Genomic DNA, 25,338 nt, shown 5'->3' with positions numbered 1-25,338 from the left:
TCATTCCCCCATGTCATGTATCCGACATCTGGGGCCATAGTGGAAGTGGGGGACTTGCCCCAGCGCGCCACCTGGATTCACGCCCGTTCTCTTGCCTTGGCGCCGTCCTTATGCTCCCCTCCCATCGCAAAGCCGACGCTCCAGCCTTGCCCACTTCGGACAAAACCATGCCCCGTCTGACCCGCCTCGCCCGTGGCTACGGCCTTCCGCTCGCCCTCGCCCTGCTGGTGGCGGGGTGCAAGGACACCAAGGAGGGCGCCTCCGCGCCCGCCCCGGACGTGGCGCCGGTGGTGATGGTGGTGGCGGCCAAGATGCAGCCGGTGAGCGAGGGGTCGGAATTCGTCGGCCGGGTTGAGGCCATGGAGCGGGTGGACATCAGGGCCCGCATCACCGGCTTCCTCACCGAGAAGGTGTTCACCGAGGGGCAGAAGGTGGCCGCCGGCGATGTGCTGTTCCGCATCGAGCCGGAACCGTTCGAGGCCCAGGTGGCGGCGCGCCAGGCCCAGCTGGAGGGCGCCCAGGCCACCCTCAACAATGCCGATCTCCAGGTGGCGCGCGGACAGGAGCTGTTCCGCACCAACAACCTGCCCCGCGCCACCCTCGACCAGCGCATCGCCGACCAGCAGCTGGCCGCCGCGCAGGTCTCCGCCGCCAAGGCGGCGCTGGACCAGGCGAACATCCAGCTGGGCTATACCCGCATCACCACCCCCATTGCCGGGCGGGTGGGCCGCTCGGCGGTCAATGTGGGCAATGTGGTGAGCCCGGACAGCGGCATCCTCACCACGGTGGTGAAGGACGACGTGGTGAAGGTGCTCTTCCCCGTGTCCCAGCGCCTGCTGATCGACATGAAGCGCGACGCGGCCAAGAATGGCGCCCGCCCCCTCCAGATCCGCCTGCGCCTGCCGGACGGCTCGCTCTATGACCAGCCCGGCCGCCTCTCCTTCATCAATGTGACGGCGGATGCCTCCACCGATTCCACCCTGGTCCAGGCCGAGGTGCCCAATCCCGATGGCCTGCTCACCGCCGGCCAGGTGGTGGGGGTGCGGGTGGAGGAAGAGAAGGGCAAGGATGTGCTGGTCATTCCCCAGTCGGCCCTTCAGCTCGACCAGGCCGGCACCTTCGTGCTGGTGGTTGGACCTGAGAATAAGGTGGCGCAGACCTTCGTGAAGGTGGGCTCCACGCGCGGCGGGCAGGCGGTCATCACGGAAGGCCTTGCCCCCGGTGCCCTTGTCATCACCGAGGGGGCGCAGCGGGTGCGGCCGGGGCTTCCGGTCACACCCAAGCCGGCGCCGACCCCCCTCGACGGTCCGGTCAAGGGCTGAGGCCATGATCTCCAAGATCTTCGTCGACCGCCCCCGCCTGGCGATGGTCATCGCCATCGTCATGGTCATTGCGGGCCTCGTCTCGCTCACGCGCATCCCGGTGGCACAGTTCCCGGACATCGTGCCGCCGCAGGTCCAGGTCACCGCGCGCTTCCCAGGCGCCTCCGCCGAAGTGGTGGAGGCCACCGTCGCCCAGCCCATCGAGGGGCAGGTGAACGGCGTGGACAACATGATCTACATGAAGTCCACCAGCGGCGATGACGGGTCCTATACCCTCACCGTCTCGTTCAAGGTCGGTACCGATCCCGACCAGAACGCCACCAATGTGAACAACCGCGTCCAGCTGGCCATCGCCATGCTGCCGGAAGAGGTCCAGCGGCAGGGATTGAGCGTGCGCAAGCAATCCTCGGCGCTGCTCCAGGTGGTGGGGCTGTGGTCCGACAAGGCGGAGCATGACACGCTCTTTTTGTCCAACTACGCCACCATCAACATTCTCGACATCCTCCGGCGCATTCCCGGCGTCGGACAGGCCAATCTGTTCGGGCCGCAGGACTATGCCATGCGCATCTGGTTCCGCACCGACCGGCTGGCGGCGCTCGACCTGACGCCCCAGGACGTGGTGGCGGCCATCCAGAGCCAGAACCGCATCGCCCCGCTCGGGCGCATCGGCGCCCAGCCGGCCAGCACCGACACCTCCTATCAGCTGAACATCCGCACCACCGGCCGCCTCTCCACCCCCGAGGAATTTGCCAACATCGCCGTGCGCGCCAATCCCGACGGCTCGGTGCTGCGGGTGGGCGATGTGGCGCGGATCGAGCTTGGCGCCTTCAACGAGGATGTGGAGACGCGCCTCAATGGCCGTCCGGCGCAGCTCATCGCGCTCTACCTCTCCCCCGGCGCCAATGCGCTCGGCGTGGCGGAGGAGGTGAACCATGCCATGGCGGACCTTGCCCGGCGTTTCCCGGCCGGCATGAAGCAGGCCGTCACCTATGACACCACCAGCTTCGTGGAGGCCACCATCGAGGTGGTGGAACACACGCTGGTGGAAGCCTTCGTGCTGGTCATCATTGTGGTGTTCATCTTCCTCGGCTCGCTGCGCGCCACCTTGATCCCGCTGCTGGCGGTGCCGGTGAGCCTGGTGGCCACCTTCGCGGTGATGCTGGCCATGGGCTATTCGGCCAACACCGTGTCGCTGCTGGCCATGGTGCTGGCCATCGGCATCGTGGTGGATGACGCCATCGTGGTGGTGGAAGCGGTGGAGGCCCAGATGGAGGCCGACCACCATCTCACGCCCGCGCAGGCCACCAAGAAGGCGATGGAGGGCATCACCGCCCCCATCATCGCCATCACCCTCGTGCTGCTCTCGGTGTTCGTGCCGCTGGCCTTCATTCCCGGCATTTCCGGCGAGCTGTTCCGGCAGTTCGCGGTGGTCATCAGCGTGTCCATGCTGTTCTCGGCGCTGAACGCGCTGACCCTCTCGCCGGCCTTGTGCGCCCTGCTGCTGAAGCCGCACCAGGGCGAGCGCAAGGGCGTGATGGCCTGGATCAGCCGCCGCATCGACGGGGTGCGCGATGGCTATGCGGCCGTCGTCGCCCGGCTCGTGCGGGTGGCGGTGCTCTCGCTGGTGCTGATCGGCGGCGCGGGCGCGGGCATCTATGTGCTGGGCGGCAGCACCCCCTCGGGCTTCCTGCCCCAGGAAGACCAGGGCGCCTTCTTCATCGAGGCGAAGCTCCCCGATGCCGCCTCCCTCAACCGCACCCGCGAGATCGTGACGCGGGTGGAGGACGTGGTCTCCAAGCTGCCGGGCGTGCAGGACGTGTCGGTGGTGTCCGGCTATTCCATGCTGTCGGGCCTCGCGGAATCCAACAGCGCCTTCTTCATCGTCACGCTGAAGCCCTTCAAGGATCGTACCCTCGGCGTCAACGACCTCATCGCCCGCGTGGCGCAGGAGACGGCGGAAGTGCCGGCCCTCGTCATTCCCTTCAACCTGCCGCCCATCATCGGCCTCGGCACTGGCGGCGGCTTCGAGTACCAGTTGCAGAACCTGGAGGGCCGCCCCGCCGCCGAGATGGGTGAGGTGATGCGGGCGCTGGTCTTTGCCGCCAACCAGAACCCCGCCTTGACCGAGGTCTATTCCACCTTCCGCGCGCAGACCCCCTCGGTGTTCCTGAACATCGACCGCGACAAGGCGGAAGTGCTGGGCCTGTCGGTCAGCGACATCTTCGCCGGCCTCCAGGCTGCCCTCGGCAGCGCCTATGTGAACGACTTCAACATGTTCGGCCGCACCTGGAAGGTCGCTCTCCAGGCCGATGCCCTCGATCGCGCCAGCATCGACGACATCTATCGCGTCCAGTTGCGCAACCGCGACGGCAAGATGGTGCCCGTGCAGGCGGTGGCCGAGGCGGAGATTGCGTTCGCGCCCTCCGCCGTCATCCGCTTCAACAATGTGCGCAGCCTCACCGTGAACGGCGCGCCGGCACCGGGCTTCAGCTCCTCGCAGGCGCTGGCGGCCATGGAGGCGGTGAGCGACAAGACGCTACCCAATGGCTACAGCTACGCCTGGACCGGCACCGCCTATCAGGAAAAGGCGGCGAGCGGCCAGATGGGGGCCATCCTGGCGCTGGCGGTGCTGTTCGCCTTCCTGTTCCTCGTGGGGCTCTATGAGAGCTGGGTCATCCCCGTCCCGGTGATGCTCTCCGTGGCGGTGGCGCTGGTGGGCGGCATTGCGGCGGTGGGGCCGGCGGGCCTGTCCATCGACCTTTATGCCCAGATCGGCATCGTCGTGCTGATCGCGCTCGCGGCCAAGAACGGCATTCTCATCGTGGAGTTCGCCAAGGCCCGGCGGGAGGAGGGCGTCCCGATCCAGGAGGCGGCCGTCCAGGCGGCGCGCTTGCGCTTCCGGGCGGTGATGATGACCTCGTTTGCCTTCATCCTCGGCCTGCTGCCGCTGGTGATCGCCGCCGGCGCCTCGGAGATCAGCCGGCGCTCGGTGTCGACGCCGGTCTTCTTCGGCATGATCGCAGCCTCCACCGTGGGCATCCTGGTGATCCCCATGCTTTATGTGGTGTTCCAGTCCGCCCGGGAATGGGTGAAGACCAAAGGCGGCAAGCCGGCGGCCTGAGGGGCGCCTCGGGCGCCCCTGCCGGAGCTTTGCGTGCCCTCAGCCCGCCAGGTCGGCGGGCTCCGGCGCTCCGGTGGGCGGGTGGCCGAAGCGGCGGGTGAAGGCGAGGGAGAAATTGCTGGCATGGGCATAGCCCAGCCGGTGCGCCACCTGCTTCACGCTCAGGTCGCCCCTGCCGAGCCACTGGCGGGCGAGATCGAGCCGCCAGCGCACCAGGCATTGCAGCGGCGAGGCGCCGAACACCTCGCGAAACACCTCGTTCAGCCGCCGCTGCGAGAGCCCCACCTGGGCCGCGACCTCTTCGATGCGGGGCGGATGGGCGGGGTCGGCCATGAGGATGTCCCGCGCCGCCAGCGCCAGCCGCCGGGCCCGGCCGCTGGGCGCGGGCGCCGCGTCCTCGCAGAAGGCGGACAGATATTCCGCCAGCATCTCGAATGCCTTGCCCTCCAGATAGAGGGTCTCCATCACGCCCCGGTAGGGATTGTTGGCGATCTGCTCGGCAATGGTGCGCATGGCCGCGGTGGGCGCGGCGGAGGCGATGAATGGGTCGAAAGTGCCATCCAGGAACGCGGCGATGGTGCGGTTCGGCCGCTGGCCCTGGAGCATCTCGTTGAGCCGTGCCGGCGTCACAGCCATGCCGGAGGTCACATGATGGCCCGGCCCATAATGGAAGGTGCTGGACGGATCGCGCAGCATGGCGAAATGGCTGCTGGTGGGCAGGATGGCGCCCTCCAGGCCGCCATCATGGACATAGAGGTTGCGCCCGGAGAAATTCAGCGCCAGCCAGAGATAAGGCTCCCCGGAGAGCACCTCATAGGTCAGGTCCACCGGCGCGCGCACGCGTGCCTCGAAGGTGTAGACCTCCAGCCCGGGCCGCAGGGAAAATTGCGGATAGCTCACCTGTGCCACGCTGTCCGGCAGAAAGCGCTCGTGGGGTGGCAGGTCAAGGCTGTCGAACCCGTTGGGCAGCATCCACCGACTGTCGGAAGCAATGCCCATCGCGGCAGCGCCCGCGACCTCAGATGTCTCTTCCATGCCCGCCCCCGGGTTCCGGATGAGCTTTACCTTAACATAAGGCTCCGCCGGCCGTGTGACCATTCGCTGTGCAACGCAGATCGCGCGGACACGGTCCCGCTGCCATTGGGCCGCCACGCAGCGCGGCCTATAGTCGTTCCAGAAAAGCGCAGGTGGAGGCGATCATGGACGGCAGCAGCAGCATCCAGGCCCGGGTGGGCGAGGTCACCGAGCGGATCGCCCGCCGGAGCGCCAGCGGGCGCGCGCGCTATCTCGACCGCATCTCCGCCGCCGCCCTCCATGCCCCGGCCCGGCGACGCCTGGGCTGCGCCAACCAGGCCCATGGCTTTGCCGCCTGTGGCCCCCATGACAAGGCCGAGCTGCGGGCGGGGGAGGGGCCGAATCTGGCCATCGTCACCGCCTATAACGACATGCTCTCCGCCCACGAGCCCTATGAGCGCTTCCCCACCCTCATCCGCACTGCCGCGCGGGAGGCGGGCGGCACCGCCCAGGTGGCGGGGGGCGTGCCGGCCATGTGCGACGGCATCACCCAGGGCGAGGCGGGCATGGAGCTTTCGCTCTTCTCCCGCGATGTGATCGCCCTATCGACCGCCGTCGCGCTCTCCCACCAGACCTTCGACGCGGCGGTGTATCTGGGCATCTGCGACAAGATCGTGCCCGGCCTCGTCATCGGCGCGCTCTCCTTCGGCCATCTGCCGGCGGTCTTCCTGCCCAGCGGGCCCATGACGTCGGGCCTGCCCAATGACGAGAAGTCCAAGATCCGCCAGCTGTTCGCGGAAGGGCGCATCGGCCGCGACGAACTCCTGGAGGCCGAGGCGCGCTCCTATCACGGGCCGGGCACCTGCACCTTCTACGGCACCGCCAACACCAACCAGATGATGATGGAGATCATGGGCCTGCATCTGCCCGGCGCCTCCTTCGTCACCCCCAACACGCCGCTGCGCGACGCGCTCACCCGCGAAGGGGTGCACCGGGCGCTGGCCCATACGGCACTCGGCAACCAGTACAAGCCCATCGGCCGCATGCTGAACGAGAAGGCCTTCGTGAATGCGGTGGTGGGCCTGCACGCCACCGGCGGCTCCACCAACCACACGCTCCATCTGGTGGCCATGGCGGCGGCGGCGGGGCTCACCCTCACCTGGGACGATTTCTCGGACCTTGCCGAGGTGGTGCCTTTGCTCACCCGCATCTATCCCAACGGCAAGGCGGACGTGAACCATTTCCACGCCGCCGGTGGCATGGGCTTCGTGATCCGCGAACTGCTCTCCCAGGGCCTGCTGCATGCGGATGTGGAGACCGTGTGGGGCACGGGCCTTGATGGCTATGCGGTGGAGCCGGGCCTTGATGCCGACGCCCAGCTCACCTGGCGCCCGGCGGCGGAAACCTCGGGCGATGCGGCGGTGCTGCGGCCGGTGGCTGAGCCGTTCCAGCCCACGGGGGGCCTGAGGGTGCTCACCGGCAATCTGGGCCGCGCGGTGGTGAAGACCTCGGCGGTGGCGCCCGAGCGCCATGTGATCGAGGCGCCCGCCAGGGTGTTCCACTCGCAGGAGGCGTTCCAGCAGGCCTTCAAGGCCGGCACGCTCACGGGGGATTTCGTGGCGGTGATCCGCTTCCAGGGCCCGAGCGCCAACGGAATGCCCGAATTGCACAAGCTGATGCCGCCCTTGGGCGTGCTTCAGGACCGGGGCCAGAAAGTGGCTCTGGTCACCGACGGGCGGCTGTCGGGCGCCTCCGGCAAGGTGCTCTCCGCCATCCATGTGACGCCCGAGGCCGTGCATGGCGGCGCCATCGCCAAGATCGCGGATGGCGACCTCGTGCGGGTGGATGGGGTGGCCGGCACCCTGTCCGTGCTGGTGGAAGAGACGGAGCTGGCCCGCCGGCTGCCCGCGGAGGCGGATCTTTCCGCCTCCCACGAAGGCGTGGGCCGCGACCTGTTCGGTGCCTTCCGGGGCGCGGTGGGCGCTGCGGACCACGGCGCCTCGATCTTCGGTGCCGCCCTGTCCGGGGCCGCCGTCCAGGCGGCATGAGGCGGGGCGCCCGGCCTGCTGGCGCCGTCTTCTGGAGGGAGGCTGCGCCGCGACCGCTTCAGCGCTTCCAGCGCTTTCGCCACTCCATGAAGTTGTGGAGCGAATCCATGCCGCCGGCAACGCCCTCCAGCGCCGCCTCGTCGAGCGGGCCGGCGGACGGCGGCAGGTCTTCGGCGGTCAGATCGAACCCGGCGGCGCGAGCGGCCGCCAGGAACATGTCCGGCGTCAGGGGCTGGCTTTCGGGCAGCGCGGTGCGAAACCGCGCGGACGCGTCCGGGTCCGTGTCGATGGCCGTCAACAGTGCTGCGAGTTTATCGCTCATTGCCTTCACTCCCTTTATGGTTGGGCCGGGCGATCCTGCCGCGTCGATCAGCCGAACAGCTTGTTCCAAATCTTGCCCCAGGTCTTGGCCTGCCACTCGATGGACGGGATCTCGCCGGGCCGCAGGTCGCGCATGCTGATGCCACCCGAGACCCCCTCCAGCTGCGCCTCGTCCAGCGGTGCGGCTTCGAGGGGCAGGTCGTCCTTGGACAGGGAGAAGCCGGCGGCCCGCGCGGCGGTCACGAACATGTCCGGCGTGAGCGGCGCATTCTCCGGCAGCGCCTCGCGCATGCGCGACAACAGGTCCGGGTTGGTCTCGATGGCGGCCAGCAAGGCCGCGAGCTTCTGGCTCATTGTGCGACGCCCCGTTTGGAGGATGCTGCCACCGTCATAGCCCCCCAAACCGCGGTCCCTTCAACGAAAGGCTTGGTAACACAAGGTTTTGTGGCTCCTCCCGCCGGCCGCCGCCTCATCCATCCATGCCGTTTCAGAATGCCGGCGGCTGCCGCTCTGCGCGGCGCCGCCATTGCATCGTGCGGCGATCGGTGGAAGCTGGGACGGGTCAAGGCTGGGACCGCGCCGATCCAGGCACGAGGCGACGGGCCGGATGAGGGAGGATGCATGTCGGCACATCAGGGCACGCCCGCCACGGGGGGCGTCACGCAGATCGCCCCCGGCCTCCTGCGGGTCACCGTGCCGCTGCCGTTCCCCCCCAGCGAGGTGAATGCCTGGCTGCTCGCCGACGAAGGCGGCTGGACGCTGGTGGATTCCGGCGTCGACGATGCCGCCACCCGCACCCTCTTCACCGCCGTGCTCGCCCATCCGCTGCTGGGCGGGCTGCCGGTGAAGCGGCTGCTGGTCACCCATTTCCATCCCGATCACCTGGGTCTGTGTGGTTGGCTGCATGCCCGCACCGGCGCCCCCGTGCACATGGCCCGCACCGAATGGCTCCAGGCGCGCACGCTTCTGGCGGAGCCGGCGCAGATGGTCATTCCCCATATCGTCGATCACGGCCGCTGGTGCGCGGCGCCGGATGCCTATCTGGAGATGGTGGAGCGGCGCGGGCTCATCTTCAATCGCTGGGTCACGGCCCTTCCCCATTCCTATGTGCGCATCAAGGAAGGCGACGAACTGGAACTGGCCGGCACCCGCTGGCGGGTGCTCATCGGCGAGGGCCATGCCCCGGAGATGGTCTGCCTGTTCAGCGCCGAGCGGAACATCCTGATCGCCGCCGACCAGATCTTGGGCCGCATCACGCCCTTCATCGGCGTCTGGGCCGGCGAGCCGGAGGCCGATCCCCTCGGCCTGTTCCTGTCTTCGCTTGCCCGTTTCGAGCCGCTGCCGCGGGAGACGCTGGTGCTGCCCTCCCATGGCGAGCCCTTCTTCGGGCTGCATACGCGCATCGGCGAACTGAAGGCCCATCACGAGGAGCGCCTCGCCCGCCTGCTGGACTTCTGCGAGGCCCCCCGCACGGTCATGGAGGCCGCAAGCCTGCTGTTCCGCAAGCTGCCCCCCGAGCAGATCGGCTTCGGCATTGGCGAGGCACTGGCCCATCTGCGTCACCTGGTGGAGCGGGGACTGGTGAAGGTGGCGCAGGACGCCCCCGTGGGCCTGTTCCAGCGGGTGTAAGCGGCCAGGCGCGGGAGAGATTTAAGTATCCTTCTTGATAGACTTTGTTGATGTGAAAGTTCCCGCTGCCGGCCGCCATGAAAATCCGGCCCTGGTGAGCGCAGGACGCAGGTTTTCGTCGGGACCTTTTAGGACCGGGTGCGGTCAACGTGCTTCCATAATCATGCGACGCCCTCTATAGGACGCACACTTCCCGCCCGCCCACCGGACATGTCCCGCGTGACCATCTATCTGCCCATCGCCGAAATGCCGGCGGCCATTTTCACCATCTTCGCCATGGGATTGGCGGTAGGGTTCATCTCCGGGATGTTCGGCGTGGGCGGCGGCTTCCTCATGACGCCGCTCTTGATCTTCGCCGGGGTCCCGGCGGCCGTCTCGGTGGCCAGCGTCTCCGCCCACATGGCGGCCTCCTCCTTCTCCGGCGCCTTGTCCTATTTGCGCAAGGGGCTCATCGACCTGCCCCTGGCCGGCGTGCTGCTGGCCGGCGGGTTCACCGGCACCGGGCTCGGGGTGGGCGCCTTCACGCTGCTGCGGGCCTATGGGCAGATCGATTTCGCCATCCGCGTGTCCTATGTGATCCTGCTGTCGGGCATCGGCACCATGATGCTGGTGGAAAGCGTGCGCGCCATTGCCCGTACACGGGGCGGGCGGCCGGCCACCGTGCGTCGGCCGGGCACCCATGGCTGGTTCCTGCGCCTGCCCTGGAAGATGCGTTTCCGCCGCTCGCGCATCTATGTGTCCGTGCTGCCGGTGATTGCGCTGGGGCTCGGCATCGGCTTCCTCGGGGCGGTGCTGGGGGTGGGCGGCGGCTTCCTGCTGGTGCCTGGCCTCATCTATCTGCTGCGCGTGCCCACCCAGACCTCGGTCGGCACCTCCCTGGTGCTGACCTTGGCCACCATGACGGCGGCCACCATCCTCCAGGCCACCTTCAACGGCACGGTGGACGCCATTCTCGCCCTGATCCTGGTGATCGGCGGCACGGTGGGCGCCCAGTTCGGGGCGCGCGCCGGGCAGAATCTGAAGGCCGAGCATCTGCGCCTGCTGCTGGCTTTGCTGGTGCTGGCGGTGGGGCTGCGGGTGGGCATCGACCTGGTGCGGCCCCCGTCCGACCCTTATGCCATCACCATCACGGAGGGGCGGGTGTGACCAGGCTCCTCCATGCGCTCATCGCTGCGCTGCTGCTGGTTGCGGGATCGGCACCCGCCGCCTTCGCCCAGCGCCTCATCCTGTCCGTGTCGCAACCGGAAGTGCTCATCACCTCCAGCTTCGCCGGGGCGGATCTCGTCCTGTTCGGCGTGGTCGAGGGGGGCGAGCGGGCGGAGCGGAACTATGATTTCGCCGTGACCGTGCGTGGCCCGCAGGAGAATTTCGTTACCTGGCGCAAGTCGCGGGTGGCGGGCATCTATATCAATACGGACAGCCGGACCTTCGTGGATTCACCGGCCGTGCTGGCGGTGGCCACCAATCGGCCGGCGGCGGAGATCGCGTCCGCCGAAGTCCTGCGGCGCGAGCAGATCGGTCTGTCCCGCAACATCTTCCTCCAGCGCGTGGGGCCTGATTATGCGGACGTGGTGCCCGACGACCCGTTCCGCCTCGCCTTCCTGCGCATCAAGCAGGCGGACGGGCTGTATCGGGAGGAGCCGAACGGGGTGACCATGCTGTCGCCCCAGGTGTTCCGCACCAGCTTCCGCATTCCCGCCGCGGCGCCGGTCGGCCTCTACCAGGTGACGGTGAAGCTGTTCGCCGACGGGCACCTGCTGTCCAGCGCGGCCACTTCGGTCGTGGTGCGCAAGTCCGGCTTCGGCCAGCAGATCGCCGACCTCGCCGAACGTCATGGTTTTCTCTACGGGCTGTGCGTGGCCTGCGGCGCCCTTGCCATCGGCTTTGGAGCCAATTTTGTTTTTCGGAAGGACTGACGCGGCCCCCCGCCGCGATGCCATCGTGTTGCACGCTTTGCGCGAAGCCGCCGACCGCTGCGAGCCGATGTTGCCGCCGGGCGACTGTGTAAAGGACGTGCAACCAGCGGATGAAGTTCTTCCGGTGTGGATGGTATCTTTACTGAAATGTTTCCGAACCGGATCCATCTCTTTTGGAGACCTGAATTTGTCTCTTGCGACGAGAGGTCTTTGGAGACAAAGAATGCATCGAGCGGGATCGACGGGTCTTTAGGGATGCGTCATCCAATCGGACTTCCAGGTGTCAAGCCCTGACCGGCACCTGGAGGGTCGGGGCGGCGTGTTGAAAATGCATGCCGTCCCGTGCCCGCGCTTTCTTCTTCCCCGTTCGGCAACTTCCCCTCTTCAACCCGCCATGGTTCGCGGGTTAGATGCGCTGCCACAGACGCGGCGCGCGCGGGGCTGCGCGCCGCTTGATCGAGGGGAGGGCACATGGCCGCCGGCGACGTTTCCATCAGCGTGGAGGGCGGCATCGCCCGTCTCGTCCTCACCAATCCCGAGCGGCGCAATGCCATTTCCAGCGCCATGTGGCGCGCGCTGTCCGCATTCGCTTCGGAAGCGGCGGGGCGCACCGACATCCGCGTGGCGCTGCTGCGGGGGGAGGGCACGCTGGCCTTTTCCGGCGGTGCCGACATTTCCGACTTCTCCGCCGCCCGGTCCGATGCCTCGGGCGCGCAGAGCTATGACGAACTGGTGGAAAGCGCCTGCGCGGCCATCGAGGCCATTCCTTTCCCGGTGGTGGCGCTGGTGCATGGCGCCTGCGTCGGGGCGGGCGCGGCGCTCGCCGCCAGCTGCGACCTGCGCATTGCCGCCGCCAACGCCTTCTTCGCCATTCCCGCCGCCCGGCTTGGCCTGGGCTATGATCCGCGCGGCGTCGCCCGCCTGGTGCGGGCCTATGGCGGGCAGACGGTGCGCCAGCTGTTTTATGGCGCCGAGCGGCTCGATGCCGCCCGCGCCTTTGAAATGGGTGCCCTCGACCACATCGCCTCGCCCGAGGAGGTGGATGCGCTGGCCGATCGGCTGGTCGGCCGCATCGCCGACAATGCGCCGCTGACGCTGCGGGCCGCCAAGCTCTCCATCCGCGCCGCGACCGGGGCGGGCGGTCAGGTGGCCGCCGAGGCCCGGCGGCTGACCACCCTGGCCAATGGCAGCGCCGATTATCGGGAAGGCCGCCTCGCCTTCGCCGAGAAGCGCGCGCCCCGCTTCACCGGGGCCTGAGGGCCGATCGCGGCCTTGCCGGTGGATCATCGCCGTCGGCGCGGTGATCCCCGTTGCGTTTTCATCGCGGGTGTGGATATGGTCCGCGCCCGCGCATTGGGGCGTAGCCAAGTGGTAAGGCAGGGGATTTTGATTCCCCCATTCCCAGGTTCGAATCCTGGCGCCCCAGCCACGCCCCCGCCGCTTTCCTCGAAATTCCGGGCAGACCATCCATGCGCGAGGCCCTTGTCTTCCATAGCCAATTGGACACGTCCGCCCCCTGGGTGGAGGCGCTCAGGGCCGAGTTGCCCGATCTCGACGTGCGGGTGTCGCCCGATGTGGGCGATCCCGATGCGGTGCGCTATGCGCTGGTGTGGAAGCCGCCGCACGGCTTCTTCGCGCCATTCAAGAACCTCAAGCTGGTGGTCAATCTGGGGGCGGGGGTCGATGCGCTGGTGGCGCGGGATGATCTGCCGCCGGTGCCCATCACCCGCATTTCCGATCCCGACATGTCGCGGATGATGGCCTCCTTCGTGCTGATGGCGGTGCTGCGCCATGCCCGCGACATTCCCCTGTTCGAGAAGGCGCAGCGGGAGGGGCGGTGGCACTATGTGCAGCCGCGCACCGCGGACGAGATCACGGTGGGCGTGCTGGGCCTTGGCGAATTGGGGGGAACCGCCGCGGCCGAGATCGCCCGCCACGGCTTCCAGGTGTCCGGCTGGTCGCGCACGCCAAAGGACATTCCCGGCGTTGCCTGCGTGAACGGCCCGCAGGCGCTGCCGGACTTTCTCCGCCGCAGCGAAATCCTGGTGGTGATGCTGCCGCTCACCCCCGCCACCCGCCACATCCTCAATGCGCAGACCCTCGCCCTGCTGCCGGAAGGCGCCAAGCTCATCAATGTGGCGCGCGGCGCCATCATCGACGAGCCGGCCCTGGTCGCGGCGCTGGCCTCGGGCGCGCTGGGCGGGGCGACGCTGGATGTGTTCGAGACCGAGCCGCTGCCGGCGCACAGCCCGCTCTGGGGCATGGAGAATGTGCTGATTACGCCGCATCTGGCCTCCACCGCCATCCCCAAGTCGGGCGCGGCGCAGATCGCGGCCAATATCCGCCGCCTCCGCGCGGGGGAAAGCATCGCCAATCCGGTGGACCCGCAACGGGGCTATTGAGCGGGGGTCCAGAGCTCCCCATATGGGAAGCCGGCGCCATAAGTCCGCCGCACCTTGCGTTCACCTTACGCAAGTGCATGTGAGAAAGAGACAGATGAACAGCTTCCTGACCACTTTGCGCGCCGCCGGACTGATCGTGGCGGGCGGCGTCGCTGCGGCGATCCTCTTCGCCTTCCTCGGCTCCCTCCTGGTGGCCGCCGGCATTGTGCTGGCCGTCGCAGTGGTGGTGGGCGGGCTTCAGTTCCTGCTGTTCGGGCGCAGCAAGGTCAAGGTGAACGTCACCCGCTACCAGGCCTCGCCGGGCGGCTATGAGATGATCGACATCACCCCGCCCCGTCCGCCCCGCCGCCCTTCCAATGGCGAGGCGGCCTGAGGTCCCATAAGGGACGCCCCTCAGCCCCGCGCCATCAACGCCTTGAGAAGCTGCGCCAGCCCCTGGGTCCGGCGCAGCCGATGCGTTTGCGCCCCCACGCGCCCCGCCCCGCGGGGCCTTGGACCACGTCCCGGCAGGTGGACGAAGACCACCGGGATCGGCGGGTCCATGCGTTCCAGAGCGGCCAGGGCGGTATAATAGGCCCCGTTGCAGAGATAGCGCCCGGCGTCCCGCGAGACCGCCGCACCTAGCCCCGCCTGCCGGATGGCGTGGACGAGGCGGGCGGCATTGGCACGAGTCATGCGTACGTCCGGTCCACCCGCCTGAAGGGTGCGGGCCGGGGCGTGCCGGCGGGCGGCATCGGGGAAGCCGCTGGCGGCATTCACCGCGCGCATTTCCACATTCAGCACCCGTCGCCGACCGGCGACTCCCAGCAGCAGCACCGCATCCGGCCTCACGTCGGCCAGCAGGCCCGCCAGATGAGGCATCGCGTCCCAGCGGGTGGGCAGGATCTCCAGATGGCGCTCCATGCCCTCCAGTAGGGGCCGGCGCAGCCGCGCGAGGTCGCGGGCGGCGGTCTGCGCGGGGTTTCGCGGCACGCCGGGAAAGGGGCCGAAGCCGCAGATGAGGATCTTGCGGCCCGGTGCGCCCATTTCAGAGCCCGATCAGCTCGGCGATCTCATTGGCCGCCAGGGTGGGCGCCAAGGTGCCCTCGGCAACCTCCCGCTCCAGCGCGGGCAGGCGTGCCTTGATGGCGGGATCGGAGGCGACGCGGGCGGCGAGGCGCTCCTGAAGCAGCGTCCACATCCAACGCACCTGCTGCGCCCGGCGGGTGGCGGCGAAAGTGCCGGCGGCCTCGCACTTGGTGCGGTGAAGCAGCACCTGCTCCCACACCTGCGGGATGCCGTCGCCCGTGAGGCCGGAATAGGTGAGCACGGGGGGCGACCAATGGGCCTGGCGTGAGCCCAAGAGGTGGAGGGCTGCGCGATATTCCCCCGCCGCCGCGCGGGCGCGGGTCACATTGTCGCCGTCCGCCTTGTTGACGGCGACGATGTCAGCCAGTTCCAGCACGCCTTTCTTGATGCCCTGCAATTCATCGCCCGCGCCGGGCAGCATGAGCACCAGGAAGGTGTCGGTGAGATCGGCCACCGCCGTTTCCGACTGGCCCACCCCCACCGTCTCCACCAGCACCACGTCGAAGCCGGCGGCCTCGCACAGCAGCATGGTCTCGCGCGTCTTGGCGGCGATGCCGCCCAGCGTGCCGCCGGAGGGGGAGGGGCGCACGAAGGCGGCGGGGTCCACCGAGAGGCGGGACATGCGCGTCTTGTCGCCGAGAATCGAGCCGCCGGTGCGGGTGGAGGAGGGGTCCACCGCCAGCACCGCCACCTTGTGGCCCTGTCCGGTGAGATAGGTGCCGAGCGCATCAATGGTGGTGGACTTGCCCACCCCCGGCACGCCGGTGATGCCCACGCGATACGCCTTGCCGGTGCGCGGCAGGAGCATCTGCAACAGCGCCTGCGCCCGCGCGCGATGATCGGCTCGCCGGGATTCGATCAGGGTGATGGCTCGGGCCAGCGCGGCCCGCTCGCCCCGCGCCACGCGCTCGGCCAGGACGGCATCGTCTTCGTGCGGACGTGTCATGTCATCCCCGTCGCCGTCCCGCGCGGCGGCGCGGAATCGGTGCCGTGCAGCATGGCGCGTTCAGCCGGCGGGCTCAACGGGCCGCAGGCAAGGTCAAAAGGGGGAACCAAAGCGCCGTCTGCGCGTTGAAGGGGCATAGTTCTTCTTAACAAACGGGAGTGCGCAATATGAATTGGGATCGCATCGAAGGCAACTGGAAGCAGTTCACCGGTAGCGTCAAGACCCAGTGGGGCAAGCTGACGGACGATGACATGGCGCAGATCAACGGAAATCGCGAGAAGCTCGAAGGAAAGCTTCAGGAGCGCTATGGTCTCGCCAAGGATCAGGTGAAGGAGCAGGTGGACACCTGGTCCCGCGGCGTCGACCGCATGTGAGGTGACCGTCGCCGGGAAGTGAGCCAACTGGCGCGCGCCTGGCGGGATCTTTCATCGGGGGCCAGCGCCTATCAGGCGCGGCGTCCGGGAAAGCACGACTGAGCGGGGCCTGCGCCCTTTTCCCGCTCCGGGACAGGAGGAGGCGGCGCGCTCTCCCAGCGCGCGCCTCCAGCCGCTCCGAAAGGCGCCCCGCCCATTCCGGCGGGGCGCCTTTTGTCATGGGCCGTCCACCCGCACGATGCCGGACAGGTCCAGCCGGGCCAGGGCGTCCTTCACCCGCACGCCTTCAATGGCGAGGCCCGGCGCGATCTCCGTCAGCGGCACCAGCGCAAAGGCGCGTTCCATCAGCCGGGGATGGGGCAGCTGCAAGTCGGGCGTGTCGTGCCGCTCGGTGCCGAAGGCGAGGATGTCGATGTCGATGGGGCGGGGGCCATAGCGCTCCTCCCGCGTGCGATCGCGCCCCAGCATGCGCTCGATCCCGAGGGCGAGATGCAGCAAGGAGAGGGCGCCCACCGGGCTTTTCACCTCGATGACCTGGTTGAGATAGTCGCCCTGCGGCACCGGCCCCCACGGCGGCGTGCGGTAAAGCGCGGACGTGCGCACGAGCGTGAGGCCCGCACGGGCCAGCAGCGCCCGGGCGAGTGCCAGCTTTGCCGCCGGGTCGCCCACATTGCCGCCGAGGCACAGATAGGCACGGGTGTTCATCGCGCCGCGCGGATGGCTTCGCTGACCCGGGCCGCCTGCACATGTTCAGCCACGTCATGCACCCGGATGATCTCCACCCCCGCCATGATGCCGATGACATTGGACGCAATGGTGCCCGGCACCCGCTCGGGCGGCGTGGTGTCGATGACCTTGCCGATGAGCGACTTGCGGGAGGTGCCGAGCAGCAAGGGCAGGCCCAGCACCCGTAGTTCGCCGAGCCTGGCGATGGCGGCCAGATTCTGCTCGAACGTCTTGCCGAAGCCGATGCCGGGGTCGAGCACCAGGCGCTCGCGCGTCACGCCGGCCTTTTCCGCCCGCTCCAGCGCCCGCTCGAAGAAGCTGAGCATGTCGGCGATCACATCCACGGCGGGGTCGACGGCCTCGCGATTGTGCATGACGATGGCGGCGGCGCCCGTGTCCGCCACCACGCTTGCCATGTCCGCGTCGCGGGAGAAGCCCCACACGTCGTTGACGATCACGGCGCCCGCCGCCACCGCCTTGCGGGCCACCTCCGCCTTCCAGGTGTCGATGGAGACGGGCAGGGCGCTCTCTTCCTTCAAGGCCGCCAGGACGGGCGCGACACGCGCCCACTCGTCGTCCGCCGCCACCGGGGTGTGGCCGGGCCGCGTGGATTCGCCGCCCACGTCCAGAATGTCCGCGCCCTCGGTGGCAAGGCGCCGGGCATTGGCCAGCGCATCGTCGGGGGCGGCATTCTTGCCGCCGTCGGAGAAGGAATCGGGCGTGATGTTGAGGATGCCCATCACCAGCGTGCGCGGGCCAAGATTCAGCGTGCGGTCGCAGGCGGGGAGGGTGCGCGGTTCAGGCGTGACAAAGACAGGGGAGGACATGCGGCGGCAGCCTGTAGAGGGCAAGGATAGCCCCCTACCATAAAGAGCCCGCCCCGGTCAGGCACGCGGGCAATTGGGCGAAGCCCGCCTGGCCCGGGGGAGGCGGGGTCTTCAGGCCACCTGGCGCAGGCCGGGAATGGCGGTGACGATGCGGTTCACCGCCTCATCGCCGGCCCGCTCGCGGGCAAAAGCGACCACTTCATGGGTGGCCTGCTGGACCTGGCCCATGGTCATGCCCGCCGACATCATGCGGTCGGCCACCTGCATCAGCCGGGCCATGCCGCCGAAATGGCGCGTGGACATGGGTACGCTGGCGTCCTGCGAGCAGCGGGACAGCACGTCTGACAGGCCGGGCAGGGACCCTGCCAGCTCCTCCATGGCGCCGGCCGGCGCCTCGTTGGACAGGAATTCGATGACCACTTCCACAGCCCGGCGCGCGGCGGGATCGGAGACGCCCACCTTCTCCTTCAGCCGGGTGACCAACTCTTCCATCGTGCACCTCTTGCTGGTTCCCCGCGCCATCGATCTTGGCGGCGGTGCAGTCTACACGCAAGACCATGACGCTCTGGCGTACGGCCCGGGCCTTGTGCGGGGCTGCGGGCCAAGGCCAAATGGAGCACGGCAAAGCGGCGAGAGGGAGACGCACCATGACGGCAAAGGTTCCGGCGGGAGATGTCTTTCTGGGGCGCTGCATCGGTCCGCGCGGCGATGGCGGGGCGAGCCCCGATCTGTCCCTGGTGCTGCGCCTCGCCAACCGCCACGGCCTCGTCACCGGCGCCACCGGCACCGGCAAGACGGTGACGCTCCAGGTGCTGGCGGAAGGCTTCTCGCGGGCCGGCGTGCCGGTCTTCGCCGCCGACATCAAGGGCGACCTCTCCGGCATCGCCGCCATGGGGGAGCCGCGCGATTTCCTCGTCAAGCGGGCGGAGGAGGTGGGCATCACCTATGCGCCCGGACGTTTCCCGGTCGCCTTCTGGGACCTGTTCGGCGAGCAGGGGCATCCGGTGCGCACCACCATTTCCGAGTTGGGGCCGCTGCTGCTGGCGCGACTCATGGGGCTCAACGAGACCCAGGAAGGCGTGCTCAACATCGTCTTCCGCGTCGCTGACGAACAGGGCCTGCTGCTGCTGGACCTGAAGGACCTGCGGGCCATGCTGGCCCATGTGGCTGAAAACAGCGCCACCTTGCGGGCCAAGTACGGCAACGTGTCCTCCGCCAGCGTGGGGGCGATCCAGCGGCAGGTGCTGGTGCTGGAGAATCAGGGGGCGGACGACTTTTTCGGCGAGCCGGCCCTGCGCATCGAGGACCTCATGCATGTGGACCCCTCGGGCAAGGGGGTGATCTCGATCCTCGCCGCCGACCGCCTGATGGGCGCGCCCCGCCTTTATGCCTGCTTCCTGCTGTGGCTTCTGTCCGAGCTGTTCGAGCAATTGCCGGAGGTGGGCGACCCGGAAAAGCCCCGCCTCGTCTTCTTCTTCGACGAGGCGCACCTGCTGTTCGACGAGGCGCCCAAGGTGCTGCTGGACAAGGTGGAGCAGGTGGTCCGCCTGATCCGCTCCAAGGGGGTGGGGGTCTATTTCGTCACCCAAAATCCCCTCGACGTGCCGGACAAGGTGCTCTCCCAGCTGGGCAACCGGGTGCAGCACGCGCTGCGCGCCTTCACGCCGCGCGACCAGAAGGCGGTGAAGACCGCCGCCGAGACCTTCCGCCCCAATCCCCGGCTCGACACTGCCCGGGTCATCACCGAATTGGGCAAGGGCGAGGCGCTGGTCTCGCTGCTGGAGGGCAATGGCACGCCGGCCATGGTGGAGCGCATGCTGGTGCGCCCGCCCGCCGCCCGCGTCGGGCCGCTGTCGCGGGAGGAGCGCACGGCGCTGATCGTCGCAAGCCCGCTGGGGCGGGTCTATGACACCAGGGTGGACCGTCAGTCCGCCTTCGAGATGCTGGAGGGGGCCGCGTCGGACGGGGACGCGCCCGCCCCTGCGGAGACCCGGCCCTCCGGCCCCTGGGGCCGTCCTGCGGAGCCGCCGCCCCGGCGGTCCGGCACGTCCGTCCCCTCCACCCGGACGCCCACCGGCGCGCCCCGCCCATCCGCGCCCGAGGCGCCGCGGGCGCCGACCGCGCGCACCAGCACCCGCATGACCACCACCGAGCTGGTGGTGCGGCAGGTGGCCCGCTCGGTCGCCTCCCAGGTGGGCACCCAATTGGGCAAGGCCATCCTGCGCGGCATCCTCGGCGGCATGCGAAAATGAGCTTCGCCGTCCGCCGGACCCCGGTAACGGTTGTCTCGGGGGAAGCTGTTTGTTAGTTTGGCTCGAGTCAGGCGCAATTGCGGGGTTGCGTTCGGACGGAGCTGCTCAACCTCGGTTCATGTGGTGCGACATGAACCGCCCAAGCAGGAGCGCCCCATGAAGGTGTTGCCGACTGCCCGCATTCTCATCATCGATTCCGACGTTGACCGCCGCCAGATCACGCGGACCGGCCTGAGCGCCCTGGGCGTTGGGGCCGTCACCGAGGTGGCGACCGTGCAGGAGGCCCAGGCCCTCCCGCGCGCGTTCGACGTGGTGGTGGTCCAGGTGAACACGGTGGACGATGTGCCCGACCACCCCTTCCGCGAGGCGGAGGACGCGGTGCCCGCCGTCATGGTGGCGGATGGCACCACCCTTCAGCTGACGCGCACCGCCGGCCGCTGCGGCTATGAGGCGGCCGTGGGCATGCCGCTGCTGCCGCGCCTGCTCTATCGCCGCATCGGCTCCGTGCTCCAGCGCGCCCGCCGCGCCCAGCGCCCGATCGCCGCCGCCGCCACGCAGGAGGCGGATGACGGCAAGCGGGAGCAGGCGGTCGGCTGATCCCGCCGCGGCCCGCGGTCCGCTTCTTCCGGCTTTTTCAACGCGGCGTCGGGGCCTCCCGGCGCCGCGTTTCGTTTTCCGCCCTTCGTTTTCACGGCCGCGCCGGCGTGCTACCCAGACGCGCCGCGCACCGGCGCGTGAGGCGCGCGCCGGATGGCAGGGACATGGAGAGGCATCGTGTCGGAGCAAGTCCTGAAGCACATCGATGACGGCCTGGAGGCGAGCCTGGCCCGCCTGTTCGACTTCCTGCGCATTCCCTCCATTTCCACCGATCCCGCCCATGCCGCCGATTGCCGCCGGGCGGCCGATTTCGCCGCCGCCGCCCTGGCGGACCTCGGCCTGTCCGCCGCCGTGCGCGAGACCGCCGGTCATCCGGTGGTGGTGGCCCGCACCGATACGGGCGCGCCGCGCCGGGTGCTGTTCTACGGCCATTATGACGTCCAGCCCGTGGACCCGCTAGAGCTGTGGGAGACCGCCCCGTTCGAGCCGCGCCTGGCGGCGGACGAGGCCGGCCGCCAGAGCATCGTCGCGCGGGGGGCGTGCGACGACAAGGGCCAGGTCTTCACCTTCATCGAGGCGCTCCGGGCGCTGAAGGAGGTGGACGGCCGCCTGCCGGTGGACGTGACCGTGCTGCTGGAGGGCGAGGAGGAGTGCGGGTCGCCGAGCCTGCCGGCCTTCCTGGCCGCCCATGCGGGCGAGCTTTCCGCCGACGTGGCCCTGGTGTGCGACACCGGCATGTGGGACCGCACCACGCCGGCCATCACCACCGGCCTGCGCGGCATCGTCCATACCGAGCTCACCATTTTCGGCGCCGACCGGGACCTGCATTCCGGCCTGTTCGGCGGCGCCGCGCGCAATCCCGTCCATGTGCTCGCCCGCATCATCGCCGATGTGCATGACGGGCAGGGGCGCATCACCATTCCCGGCTTCTACGACGATGTGGTGGAGCCGACCGCCGCGCAGAAGGCGCAATGGGCGGGGCTCGGCCTCACCGCGGCGTCCTTCCTTGGCCCGGTCGGGCTTTCGGTGGCCGCCGGCGAAGCCGACCGCATGGTGATCGAGCAGATCCAGTCGCGCCCCACCTTCGAGGTGAACGGCATCTATGGCGGCTATACCGGCCAGGGCAGCAAGACCATCATCCCCGCCTCCGCCACCGCCAAGATCTCCTTCCGTCTGGTGGCGGACCAGGACCCGGTGGCGCTCAAGGAGGCCTTCCGCGCCTTCGTGGCAGCGCGCCTGCCCGCCGATTGCCGCATGACCTTCTCGGCCGGTGAGGGCAGCCGCGCCTTCCTCGTGCCCGCCGACAGCATCGATCTTCAGAAGGCGGCCGCCGCGCTGGAGCAGGAGTGGGGCAAGGCTCCTGTGACGGTGGGCTCGGGCGGCTCCATCCCCATTGTCGGCCAGTTCAAGGCCGTGCTGGGGCTCGACACGCTGCTCATCGGTTTCGGGCTGGATGATGACCGCATCCACTCACCCAACGAGAAGTACGACCTGACTTCCTTCCACAAGGGCATCCGCAGCTGGGCCCGCATCCTGCCCGCCCTCGCCTGAGGGAGACGGCGGCGCCGGGGCCGGATGGCCCGGGCCGGCGCCGTCATCAAGGTGCAGGAAAGGGGGGCCACACTCGCGGCGGACCCGCGCGCATTTCCCTTTTCCCATTCACCGGTTTCTGGCAGTCAGTCGGCGCGCAGCCGAGGGGGACCGCATGCACGTCCAAGAGGCCGAAGGACTGGTCGAGGCTTGGCTCTTCAACGGGAGGGGCGGCGGCAGGGCGTTGGCCGAGGACGACGTGCTGGATCTGCCCGTGCCCGAGGACGGCTTCCTGTGGCTGCACTTCCGCGCCATGCCCCGGCGCCGGCAGGACTGGCTGCGGGAAAAGAGCGGCATCGATCCGCTCATCATCGATTCCATGCTGGACGACGAGAGCCGCCCCCATTGCGCCATGCATGCGGACGGCGCGCTGCTGGTGCTGCGGGCAGTCAATCTCCACCGCAACGCCTTGCCCGAGGAGCTTCAGGGCGTCCATTTCTGGGTGGAGGAGCGGCGCATCGTGACGGTGCAGCACGAGCCCGTCTCCGCCATCGCCGATTTCATCGACGCCCTGCGCCGGGGCCGCTGCCCGCGCACCCAGGGCGAGATGGTGGCGGATCTGGCCATGCGTCTGGTGGAGCGCCTGGATTCGGTGGTGGCCGCGCTCATGGACCAGGCCGATGAGCTGGAGGACGAGGTGGTCACCAGCCAAGCCTCGGACATCATGCCCCGGCAGGCCATCCTGCGACGGGTGTCCATCAAGCTGCGCCGGCACATTGCGCCCCAGCGGGAGGCGCTGACCCATTTTTCGCTGGAGGACGATCCCTGGCTCGGCCCCAAGGACCGTAACCGCCTGCGCGATGCCGCCGACCGGGTGGTGCGCTTCACCGAAGAGCTGGATTCCATTCGCGAGCGCGCCTCGCTCATCCGCGACCAGCTGGTGGACCGCCGGGCGGAGCAGATGAACCAGTCCATGCTGGTGCTGGCGGTGGTGACCGTGGTGTTTGCCCCGCTCACCTTCGTGTCCGGCCTGTTCGGCATGAATGTGGGCGGCATTCCCGGGGAAGAAGACCCAGAATCCTTCTGGATCATCTCGTTTCTGCTGATCGCCTTCGCCCTCAGCCTTGCCTGGGTGTTCCGGCGGATGAAGCTGTTCTGATCGCGAGGGCCTGTCCGCGCGACACGGGACGCGGGTCGGGGGAAGGAAATGCCCCAAACGATCCGTCCGATCGATTCCCTCCCTCCGAGAAACCTTGAAGCGATCCGGCCGCTACGGTGCGCCATCGGCGGCCGACGGCGGGAGGCCTCCGGCGCTGGCTGGCTGAACGCGCCAGAGCGCGATCCGATCAGGGTGATCCCATCCGCCTGCGGCGCAGGCCGATGGGCTCGCGCATGCTCTCGCCGGTGAGGAGGGGGGCGACCTGCCGTCGGCGCGGCCAGCTCTGGACGGCCGGTGTTGGATTGCCCGCGCCCTTCAAGGCGCTGCCGCAAGGCGTCTCCCCCCTGAAGCCGCACACATGAAAACGTCGCCGGAGGCTTTCGCTGCCGGCGACGCGTGTGGGCTCAAGACGGCCGCGCGACTATTGGCCAGCGGCGAACACCGAGGGGAAGCTGCGGCCGCGCACGTCATAGACCCGCGCGAACACCACCCCATCCCGCTCCACCTTCACGATCACCGGGGCCTGCACCTTGGCGCAGTAGAATTCGTCCAGCATCAGGGCGAAGTCGGCGTCGTGGGTCTCATAGGTGGTCTCGTAGCGCGGCCCCAGTTCCGCCGCCGCGGCGCGATGGGGGCCGCACACCGCCACGCGGAACTTGCGGCCCTGCGGCAGCGAGCGGCGGTGTTCCTCCACATATTCGTCCAGCTCGGCGGTGGCCTGCTTGAAGGCCAGGCCCCAGTAATCGAGCATGAACATGCTGTCGGCGCCGCGCACCCCGCCCACGATGTGGTTGTAATAGGTGTATTGCAGCGGGTGCAGCTGGGCGAATTCGGAGGCCGGCAGCAGAAGGCCCAGGGCGAAGACGCCAGCGAAGGCCGCGCGGGCGGTCTCGCCATGGCGCAGGGCCCAGTTCCAGGCCCAGTGGCCCGCAAGGCCGCCCAGCAGCGCCAGGGCGGGGGTCACGAACACGAAGTGGCGGATGCCGTTATACATGACGGGGCGCGTCACCACCGTCAGCAGGATCGGGAACAGGGCGGCGGTGAGCACCAGCATCAGCTGGGCGCGCCGGCGCGGTTCCGCCTTGCCGAACAGGCTCGCCACCAGGGCGCCGGCCATGCCGGCCACCGACATGGCCAGGAAGAATTCCGGCATCTGCACCGCAAACAGCGTCGGCACATAGGTGCGCGGCATGTCGGGCACGAGGACGGGATGGCCTTCATACAGCTCGCGCCACGGCACTTCCCAGAAGTGGGAATAATAGGTGAGCGCGTGCACGGGATTGAGCGGCTCCACCACCGCCCAGGGCCAGGCCAAGCCCATGACCAGATAGGCCAGGGGCAGGCCGATGGCGAGCAGGCCGATGAAGGTGGCCATGCGCGCCACGGCCGCCTTGAAGCCCAGATGCCGCCATTCCACCAGCAGCAGCAGGGCGAGCGCGGCGGTGAGGTAGACCACCGAGATGGCGCCGAGCACCCGGGTGCCGATGGTGAAGCCCAGAGCCACCGCGAACAGGCCGACGGTGCGCCAAGTGGGCTTGGGGAATTCTTCCAGCGCCCGGACCAGGGAATAGATGAGGGCGGCCACCGCCACCGCGAAGGGCGCATCCTTCGCATTCATGAACATGTGCCCGTAATACAGCGGGCAGATGGCCAGCAGGCACAGCGCCATGAGGCCGCAGACGGGACCGCCGAGACGGCGCCCCGTGCGCCAGACGATGACCATGCCGAAAATCCCGACGATGCCGCCGAGCAGACGGCGCAGGTCGAAGATGTCGATCGGCAGGTGCTGCGCGAGCCAGGCGGCGGCGAGGTCGAAGCTGCCGCCGTAATAATAGAGGTTCACGAACGAGAACACGCGCTTGAAGCTCAACCCGGAGGCGTAATAGCGCAGCAGCAGGTCGCCATATTGCGAGTGCGTGAAGTCGTCCCAGCCCAGCCCATAGTCGTGGTAGGTCCACACCCCCAGGATGGAGACGGCGAGGATCAAGAGCAGCGCGAGACGGTCTGCGAAAGGACGCGGCAGACGGTCGGAAAGCAGGTTACGCATCTTTGTACGGCCCAACTCGAACGCGTTGCATCAGCCCCT

At 68.8% G+C, this 25,338-nt stretch carries 23 protein-coding genes and 1 tRNA gene; 15 read left to right on the top strand and 9 right to left on the bottom strand.

Translation table 11 applies throughout. The features are described 5' to 3' along the window. The first annotated feature begins 167 nt into the window (after nt 1-167). Together ACT54L_RS05120 and ACT54L_RS05115 are read left to right on the top strand one after the other, a co-directional pair. Nucleotides 168-1,322: an efflux RND transporter periplasmic adaptor subunit gene (locus ACT54L_RS05120; protein WP_476084475.1), complete on the top strand. Its 1,155-nt coding sequence runs from the start codon at nt 168-170 to the stop codon at nt 1,320-1,322. A gap of 4 nt (nt 1,323-1,326) precedes the next feature. Continuing rightward, nucleotides 1,327-4,443, top strand: a complete 3,117-nt coding sequence (locus ACT54L_RS05115; protein ID WP_476084474.1) for an efflux RND transporter permease subunit — start codon at nt 1,327-1,329, stop codon at nt 4,441-4,443. A gap of 39 nt (nt 4,444-4,482) precedes the next feature. On the opposite strand, the gene ACT54L_RS05110 is transcribed toward ACT54L_RS05115, so the two are convergent. Continuing rightward, nucleotides 4,483-5,478 (bottom strand): helix-turn-helix transcriptional regulator, encoded by a 996-nt coding sequence (locus ACT54L_RS05110; protein ID WP_476084473.1) that lies wholly within the window; start codon nt 5,476-5,478, stop codon nt 4,483-4,485. Nucleotides 5,479-5,642: 164 nt separating this feature from the next. On the opposite strand from ACT54L_RS05110, the gene edd reads away from it, so the two are divergent. Then, complete coding sequence (edd, locus tag ACT54L_RS05105; protein WP_476084472.1) at nt 5,643-7,505, top strand: phosphogluconate dehydratase; 1,863 nt, start codon at nt 5,643-5,645, stop codon at nt 7,503-7,505. A 58-nt stretch (nt 7,506-7,563) separates the two neighbouring features. Here edd and ACT54L_RS05100 read toward each other — a convergent pair whose 3' ends face one another. Together ACT54L_RS05100 and ACT54L_RS05095 are read right to left on the bottom strand one after the other, a co-directional pair. Further along, nucleotides 7,564-7,827, bottom strand: a complete 264-nt coding sequence (locus ACT54L_RS05100; RefSeq protein ID WP_476084471.1) for a Nif11-like leader peptide family RiPP precursor — start codon at nt 7,825-7,827, stop codon at nt 7,564-7,566. 47 nt (nt 7,828-7,874) lie between these two features. Continuing rightward, complete coding sequence (locus tag ACT54L_RS05095) at nt 7,875-8,180, bottom strand: Nif11-like leader peptide family RiPP precursor (protein ID WP_476084470.1); 306 nt, start codon at nt 8,178-8,180, stop codon at nt 7,875-7,877. Between the two features lie 267 nt (nt 8,181-8,447). Between ACT54L_RS05095 and ACT54L_RS05090 the strand changes: the two genes are divergently transcribed. From ACT54L_RS05090 to ACT54L_RS05060, 7 genes are all read left to right on the top strand, one after another. Next, on the top strand, nt 8,448-9,455 hold the full coding sequence (locus ACT54L_RS05090) for an MBL fold metallo-hydrolase (protein WP_476084469.1): 1,008 nt from the start codon (nt 8,448-8,450) through the stop codon (nt 9,453-9,455). 219 nt (nt 9,456-9,674) lie between these two features. After that, nucleotides 9,675-10,601 carry a sulfite exporter TauE/SafE family protein gene (locus ACT54L_RS05085; RefSeq protein WP_476084468.1) on the top strand — a complete coding sequence of 309 codons (927 nt, stop codon included), beginning with the start codon at nt 9,675-9,677 and terminating at the stop codon, nt 10,599-10,601. Continuing rightward, nucleotides 10,598-11,371: a TIGR02186 family protein gene (locus ACT54L_RS05080; RefSeq protein WP_476084467.1), complete on the top strand. Its 774-nt coding sequence runs from the start codon at nt 10,598-10,600 to the stop codon at nt 11,369-11,371. The genes ACT54L_RS05085 and ACT54L_RS05080 overlap by 4 nt, the downstream gene beginning before the upstream one ends. Before the next feature lie 471 nt (nt 11,372-11,842). Next, a complete protein-coding gene (locus ACT54L_RS05075) occupies nt 11,843-12,628 on the top strand; it encodes an enoyl-CoA hydratase-related protein (protein ID WP_476084466.1) in 786 nt (261 codons plus the stop codon). Nucleotides 12,629-12,725: 97 nt separating this feature from the next. Next, nucleotides 12,726-12,800 (top strand) — tRNA-Gln (locus ACT54L_RS05070). A gap of 40 nt (nt 12,801-12,840) precedes the next feature. Further along, entirely contained in the window at nt 12,841-13,773 is a 933-nt protein-coding gene (locus tag ACT54L_RS05065; protein WP_476084465.1) for a 2-hydroxyacid dehydrogenase, read from the top strand. Between the two features lie 94 nt (nt 13,774-13,867). After that, the gene (locus ACT54L_RS05060) at nt 13,868-14,146 is read left to right on the top strand and encodes a hypothetical protein (protein ID WP_476084464.1); all 279 of its coding nucleotides are present in this window, start codon (nt 13,868-13,870) and stop codon (nt 14,144-14,146) included. A 20-nt stretch (nt 14,147-14,166) separates the two neighbouring features. On the opposite strand, the gene ACT54L_RS05055 is transcribed toward ACT54L_RS05060, so the two are convergent. Further along, nucleotides 14,167-14,799 (bottom strand): pyroglutamyl-peptidase I, encoded by a 633-nt coding sequence (locus ACT54L_RS05055; RefSeq protein ID WP_476084463.1) that lies wholly within the window; start codon nt 14,797-14,799, stop codon nt 14,167-14,169. 1 nt (nt 14,800) lies between these two features. After that, a complete protein-coding gene (gene meaB, locus ACT54L_RS05050) occupies nt 14,801-15,787 on the bottom strand; it encodes a methylmalonyl Co-A mutase-associated GTPase MeaB (RefSeq protein WP_476084462.1) in 987 nt (328 codons plus the stop codon). 167 nt (nt 15,788-15,954) lie between these two features. Here meaB and ACT54L_RS05045 point away from each other — a divergent pair, with 167 nt between their 5' ends. Next, the gene (locus tag ACT54L_RS05045) at nt 15,955-16,161 is read left to right on the top strand and encodes a CsbD family protein (RefSeq protein ID WP_476084461.1); all 207 of its coding nucleotides are present in this window, start codon (nt 15,955-15,957) and stop codon (nt 16,159-16,161) included. Nucleotides 16,162-16,377: 216 nt separating this feature from the next. On the opposite strand, the gene folK is transcribed toward ACT54L_RS05045, so the two are convergent. The 3 genes from folK to ACT54L_RS05030 form a co-directional block, all read right to left on the bottom strand. Continuing rightward, complete coding sequence (folK, locus tag ACT54L_RS05040) at nt 16,378-16,866, bottom strand: 2-amino-4-hydroxy-6-hydroxymethyldihydropteridine diphosphokinase (RefSeq protein ID WP_476084460.1); 489 nt, start codon at nt 16,864-16,866, stop codon at nt 16,378-16,380. Further along, on the bottom strand, nt 16,863-17,714 hold the full coding sequence (gene folP / locus ACT54L_RS05035) for a dihydropteroate synthase (RefSeq protein ID WP_476084459.1): 852 nt from the start codon (nt 17,712-17,714) through the stop codon (nt 16,863-16,865). Before folP ends, folK begins: the two co-directional genes overlap by 4 nt. Before the next feature lie 111 nt (nt 17,715-17,825). Next, complete coding sequence (locus tag ACT54L_RS05030; protein WP_476084458.1) at nt 17,826-18,206, bottom strand: DUF2267 domain-containing protein; 381 nt, start codon at nt 18,204-18,206, stop codon at nt 17,826-17,828. Nucleotides 18,207-18,361: 155 nt separating this feature from the next. Between ACT54L_RS05030 and ACT54L_RS05025 the strand changes: the two genes are divergently transcribed. The 4 genes from ACT54L_RS05025 to ACT54L_RS05010 all read left to right on the top strand — a co-directional run bounded on the left by ACT54L_RS05025 (nt 18,362) and on the right by ACT54L_RS05010 (nt 23,252). After that, entirely contained in the window at nt 18,362-19,966 is a 1,605-nt protein-coding gene (locus tag ACT54L_RS05025; protein WP_476084457.1) for a helicase HerA-like domain-containing protein, read from the top strand. A 156-nt stretch (nt 19,967-20,122) separates the two neighbouring features. After that, entirely contained in the window at nt 20,123-20,563 is a 441-nt protein-coding gene (locus tag ACT54L_RS05020; RefSeq protein WP_476084456.1) for an ANTAR domain-containing protein, read from the top strand. Nucleotides 20,564-20,740: 177 nt separating this feature from the next. After that, complete coding sequence (locus tag ACT54L_RS05015) at nt 20,741-22,114, top strand: dipeptidase (RefSeq protein ID WP_476084455.1); 1,374 nt, start codon at nt 20,741-20,743, stop codon at nt 22,112-22,114. A gap of 154 nt (nt 22,115-22,268) precedes the next feature. Next, a complete protein-coding gene (locus ACT54L_RS05010) occupies nt 22,269-23,252 on the top strand; it encodes a zinc transporter ZntB (RefSeq protein WP_476084454.1) in 984 nt (327 codons plus the stop codon). 421 nt (nt 23,253-23,673) lie between these two features. Here the strand turns inward: ACT54L_RS05010 and ACT54L_RS05005 are convergent, their stop codons facing one another. Beyond that, nucleotides 23,674-25,299: an ArnT family glycosyltransferase gene (locus ACT54L_RS05005; RefSeq protein WP_476084453.1), complete on the bottom strand. Its 1,626-nt coding sequence runs from the start codon at nt 25,297-25,299 to the stop codon at nt 23,674-23,676. Between the last annotated feature and the right edge of the window lie 39 nt (nt 25,300-25,338).

This window comes from Aquabacter sp. DMC10 (assembly GCF_056314145.1).
This window is presented reverse-complemented; position numbering and strand designations above follow the sequence as displayed.

Coding starts and splice junctions, on each gene's coding strand:
- folK (WP_476084460.1), bottom strand. CDS start 16,866: ATGAACACCCGTGCCTATCTGTGCCTCGGCGGCAATGTGGGCGACCCG.
- folP (WP_476084459.1), bottom strand. CDS start 17,714: ATGTCCTCCCCTGTCTTTGTCACGCCTGAACCGCGCACCCTCCCCGCC.
- ACT54L_RS05115 (WP_476084474.1), top strand. CDS start 1,327: ATGATCTCCAAGATCTTCGTCGACCGCCCCCGCCTGGCGATGGTCATC.
- ACT54L_RS05055 (WP_476084463.1), bottom strand. CDS start 14,799: ATGGGCGCACCGGGCCGCAAGATCCTCATCTGCGGCTTCGGCCCCTTT.
- ACT54L_RS05005 (WP_476084453.1), bottom strand. CDS start 25,299: ATGCGTAACCTGCTTTCCGACCGTCTGCCGCGTCCTTTCGCAGACCGT.
- ACT54L_RS05090 (WP_476084469.1), top strand. CDS start 8,448: ATGTCGGCACATCAGGGCACGCCCGCCACGGGGGGCGTCACGCAGATC.
- ACT54L_RS05060 (WP_476084464.1), top strand. CDS start 13,868: ATGAACAGCTTCCTGACCACTTTGCGCGCCGCCGGACTGATCGTGGCG.
- meaB (WP_476084462.1), bottom strand. CDS start 15,787: ATGACACGTCCGCACGAAGACGATGCCGTCCTGGCCGAGCGCGTGGCG.
- edd (WP_476084472.1), top strand. CDS start 5,643: ATGGACGGCAGCAGCAGCATCCAGGCCCGGGTGGGCGAGGTCACCGAG.
- ACT54L_RS05025 (WP_476084457.1), top strand. CDS start 18,362: ATGACGGCAAAGGTTCCGGCGGGAGATGTCTTTCTGGGGCGCTGCATC.
- ACT54L_RS05100 (WP_476084471.1), bottom strand. CDS start 7,827: ATGAGCGATAAACTCGCAGCACTGTTGACGGCCATCGACACGGACCCG.
- ACT54L_RS05045 (WP_476084461.1), top strand. CDS start 15,955: ATGAATTGGGATCGCATCGAAGGCAACTGGAAGCAGTTCACCGGTAGC.
- ACT54L_RS05110 (WP_476084473.1), bottom strand. CDS start 5,478: ATGGAAGAGACATCTGAGGTCGCGGGCGCTGCCGCGATGGGCATTGCT.
- ACT54L_RS05120 (WP_476084475.1), top strand. CDS start 168: ATGCCCCGTCTGACCCGCCTCGCCCGTGGCTACGGCCTTCCGCTCGCC.
- ACT54L_RS05075 (WP_476084466.1), top strand. CDS start 11,843: ATGGCCGCCGGCGACGTTTCCATCAGCGTGGAGGGCGGCATCGCCCGT.
- ACT54L_RS05020 (WP_476084456.1), top strand. CDS start 20,123: ATGAAGGTGTTGCCGACTGCCCGCATTCTCATCATCGATTCCGACGTT.
- ACT54L_RS05010 (WP_476084454.1), top strand. CDS start 22,269: ATGCACGTCCAAGAGGCCGAAGGACTGGTCGAGGCTTGGCTCTTCAAC.
- ACT54L_RS05065 (WP_476084465.1), top strand. CDS start 12,841: ATGCGCGAGGCCCTTGTCTTCCATAGCCAATTGGACACGTCCGCCCCC.
- ACT54L_RS05095 (WP_476084470.1), bottom strand. CDS start 8,180: ATGAGCCAGAAGCTCGCGGCCTTGCTGGCCGCCATCGAGACCAACCCG.
- ACT54L_RS05030 (WP_476084458.1), bottom strand. CDS start 18,206: ATGGAAGAGTTGGTCACCCGGCTGAAGGAGAAGGTGGGCGTCTCCGAT.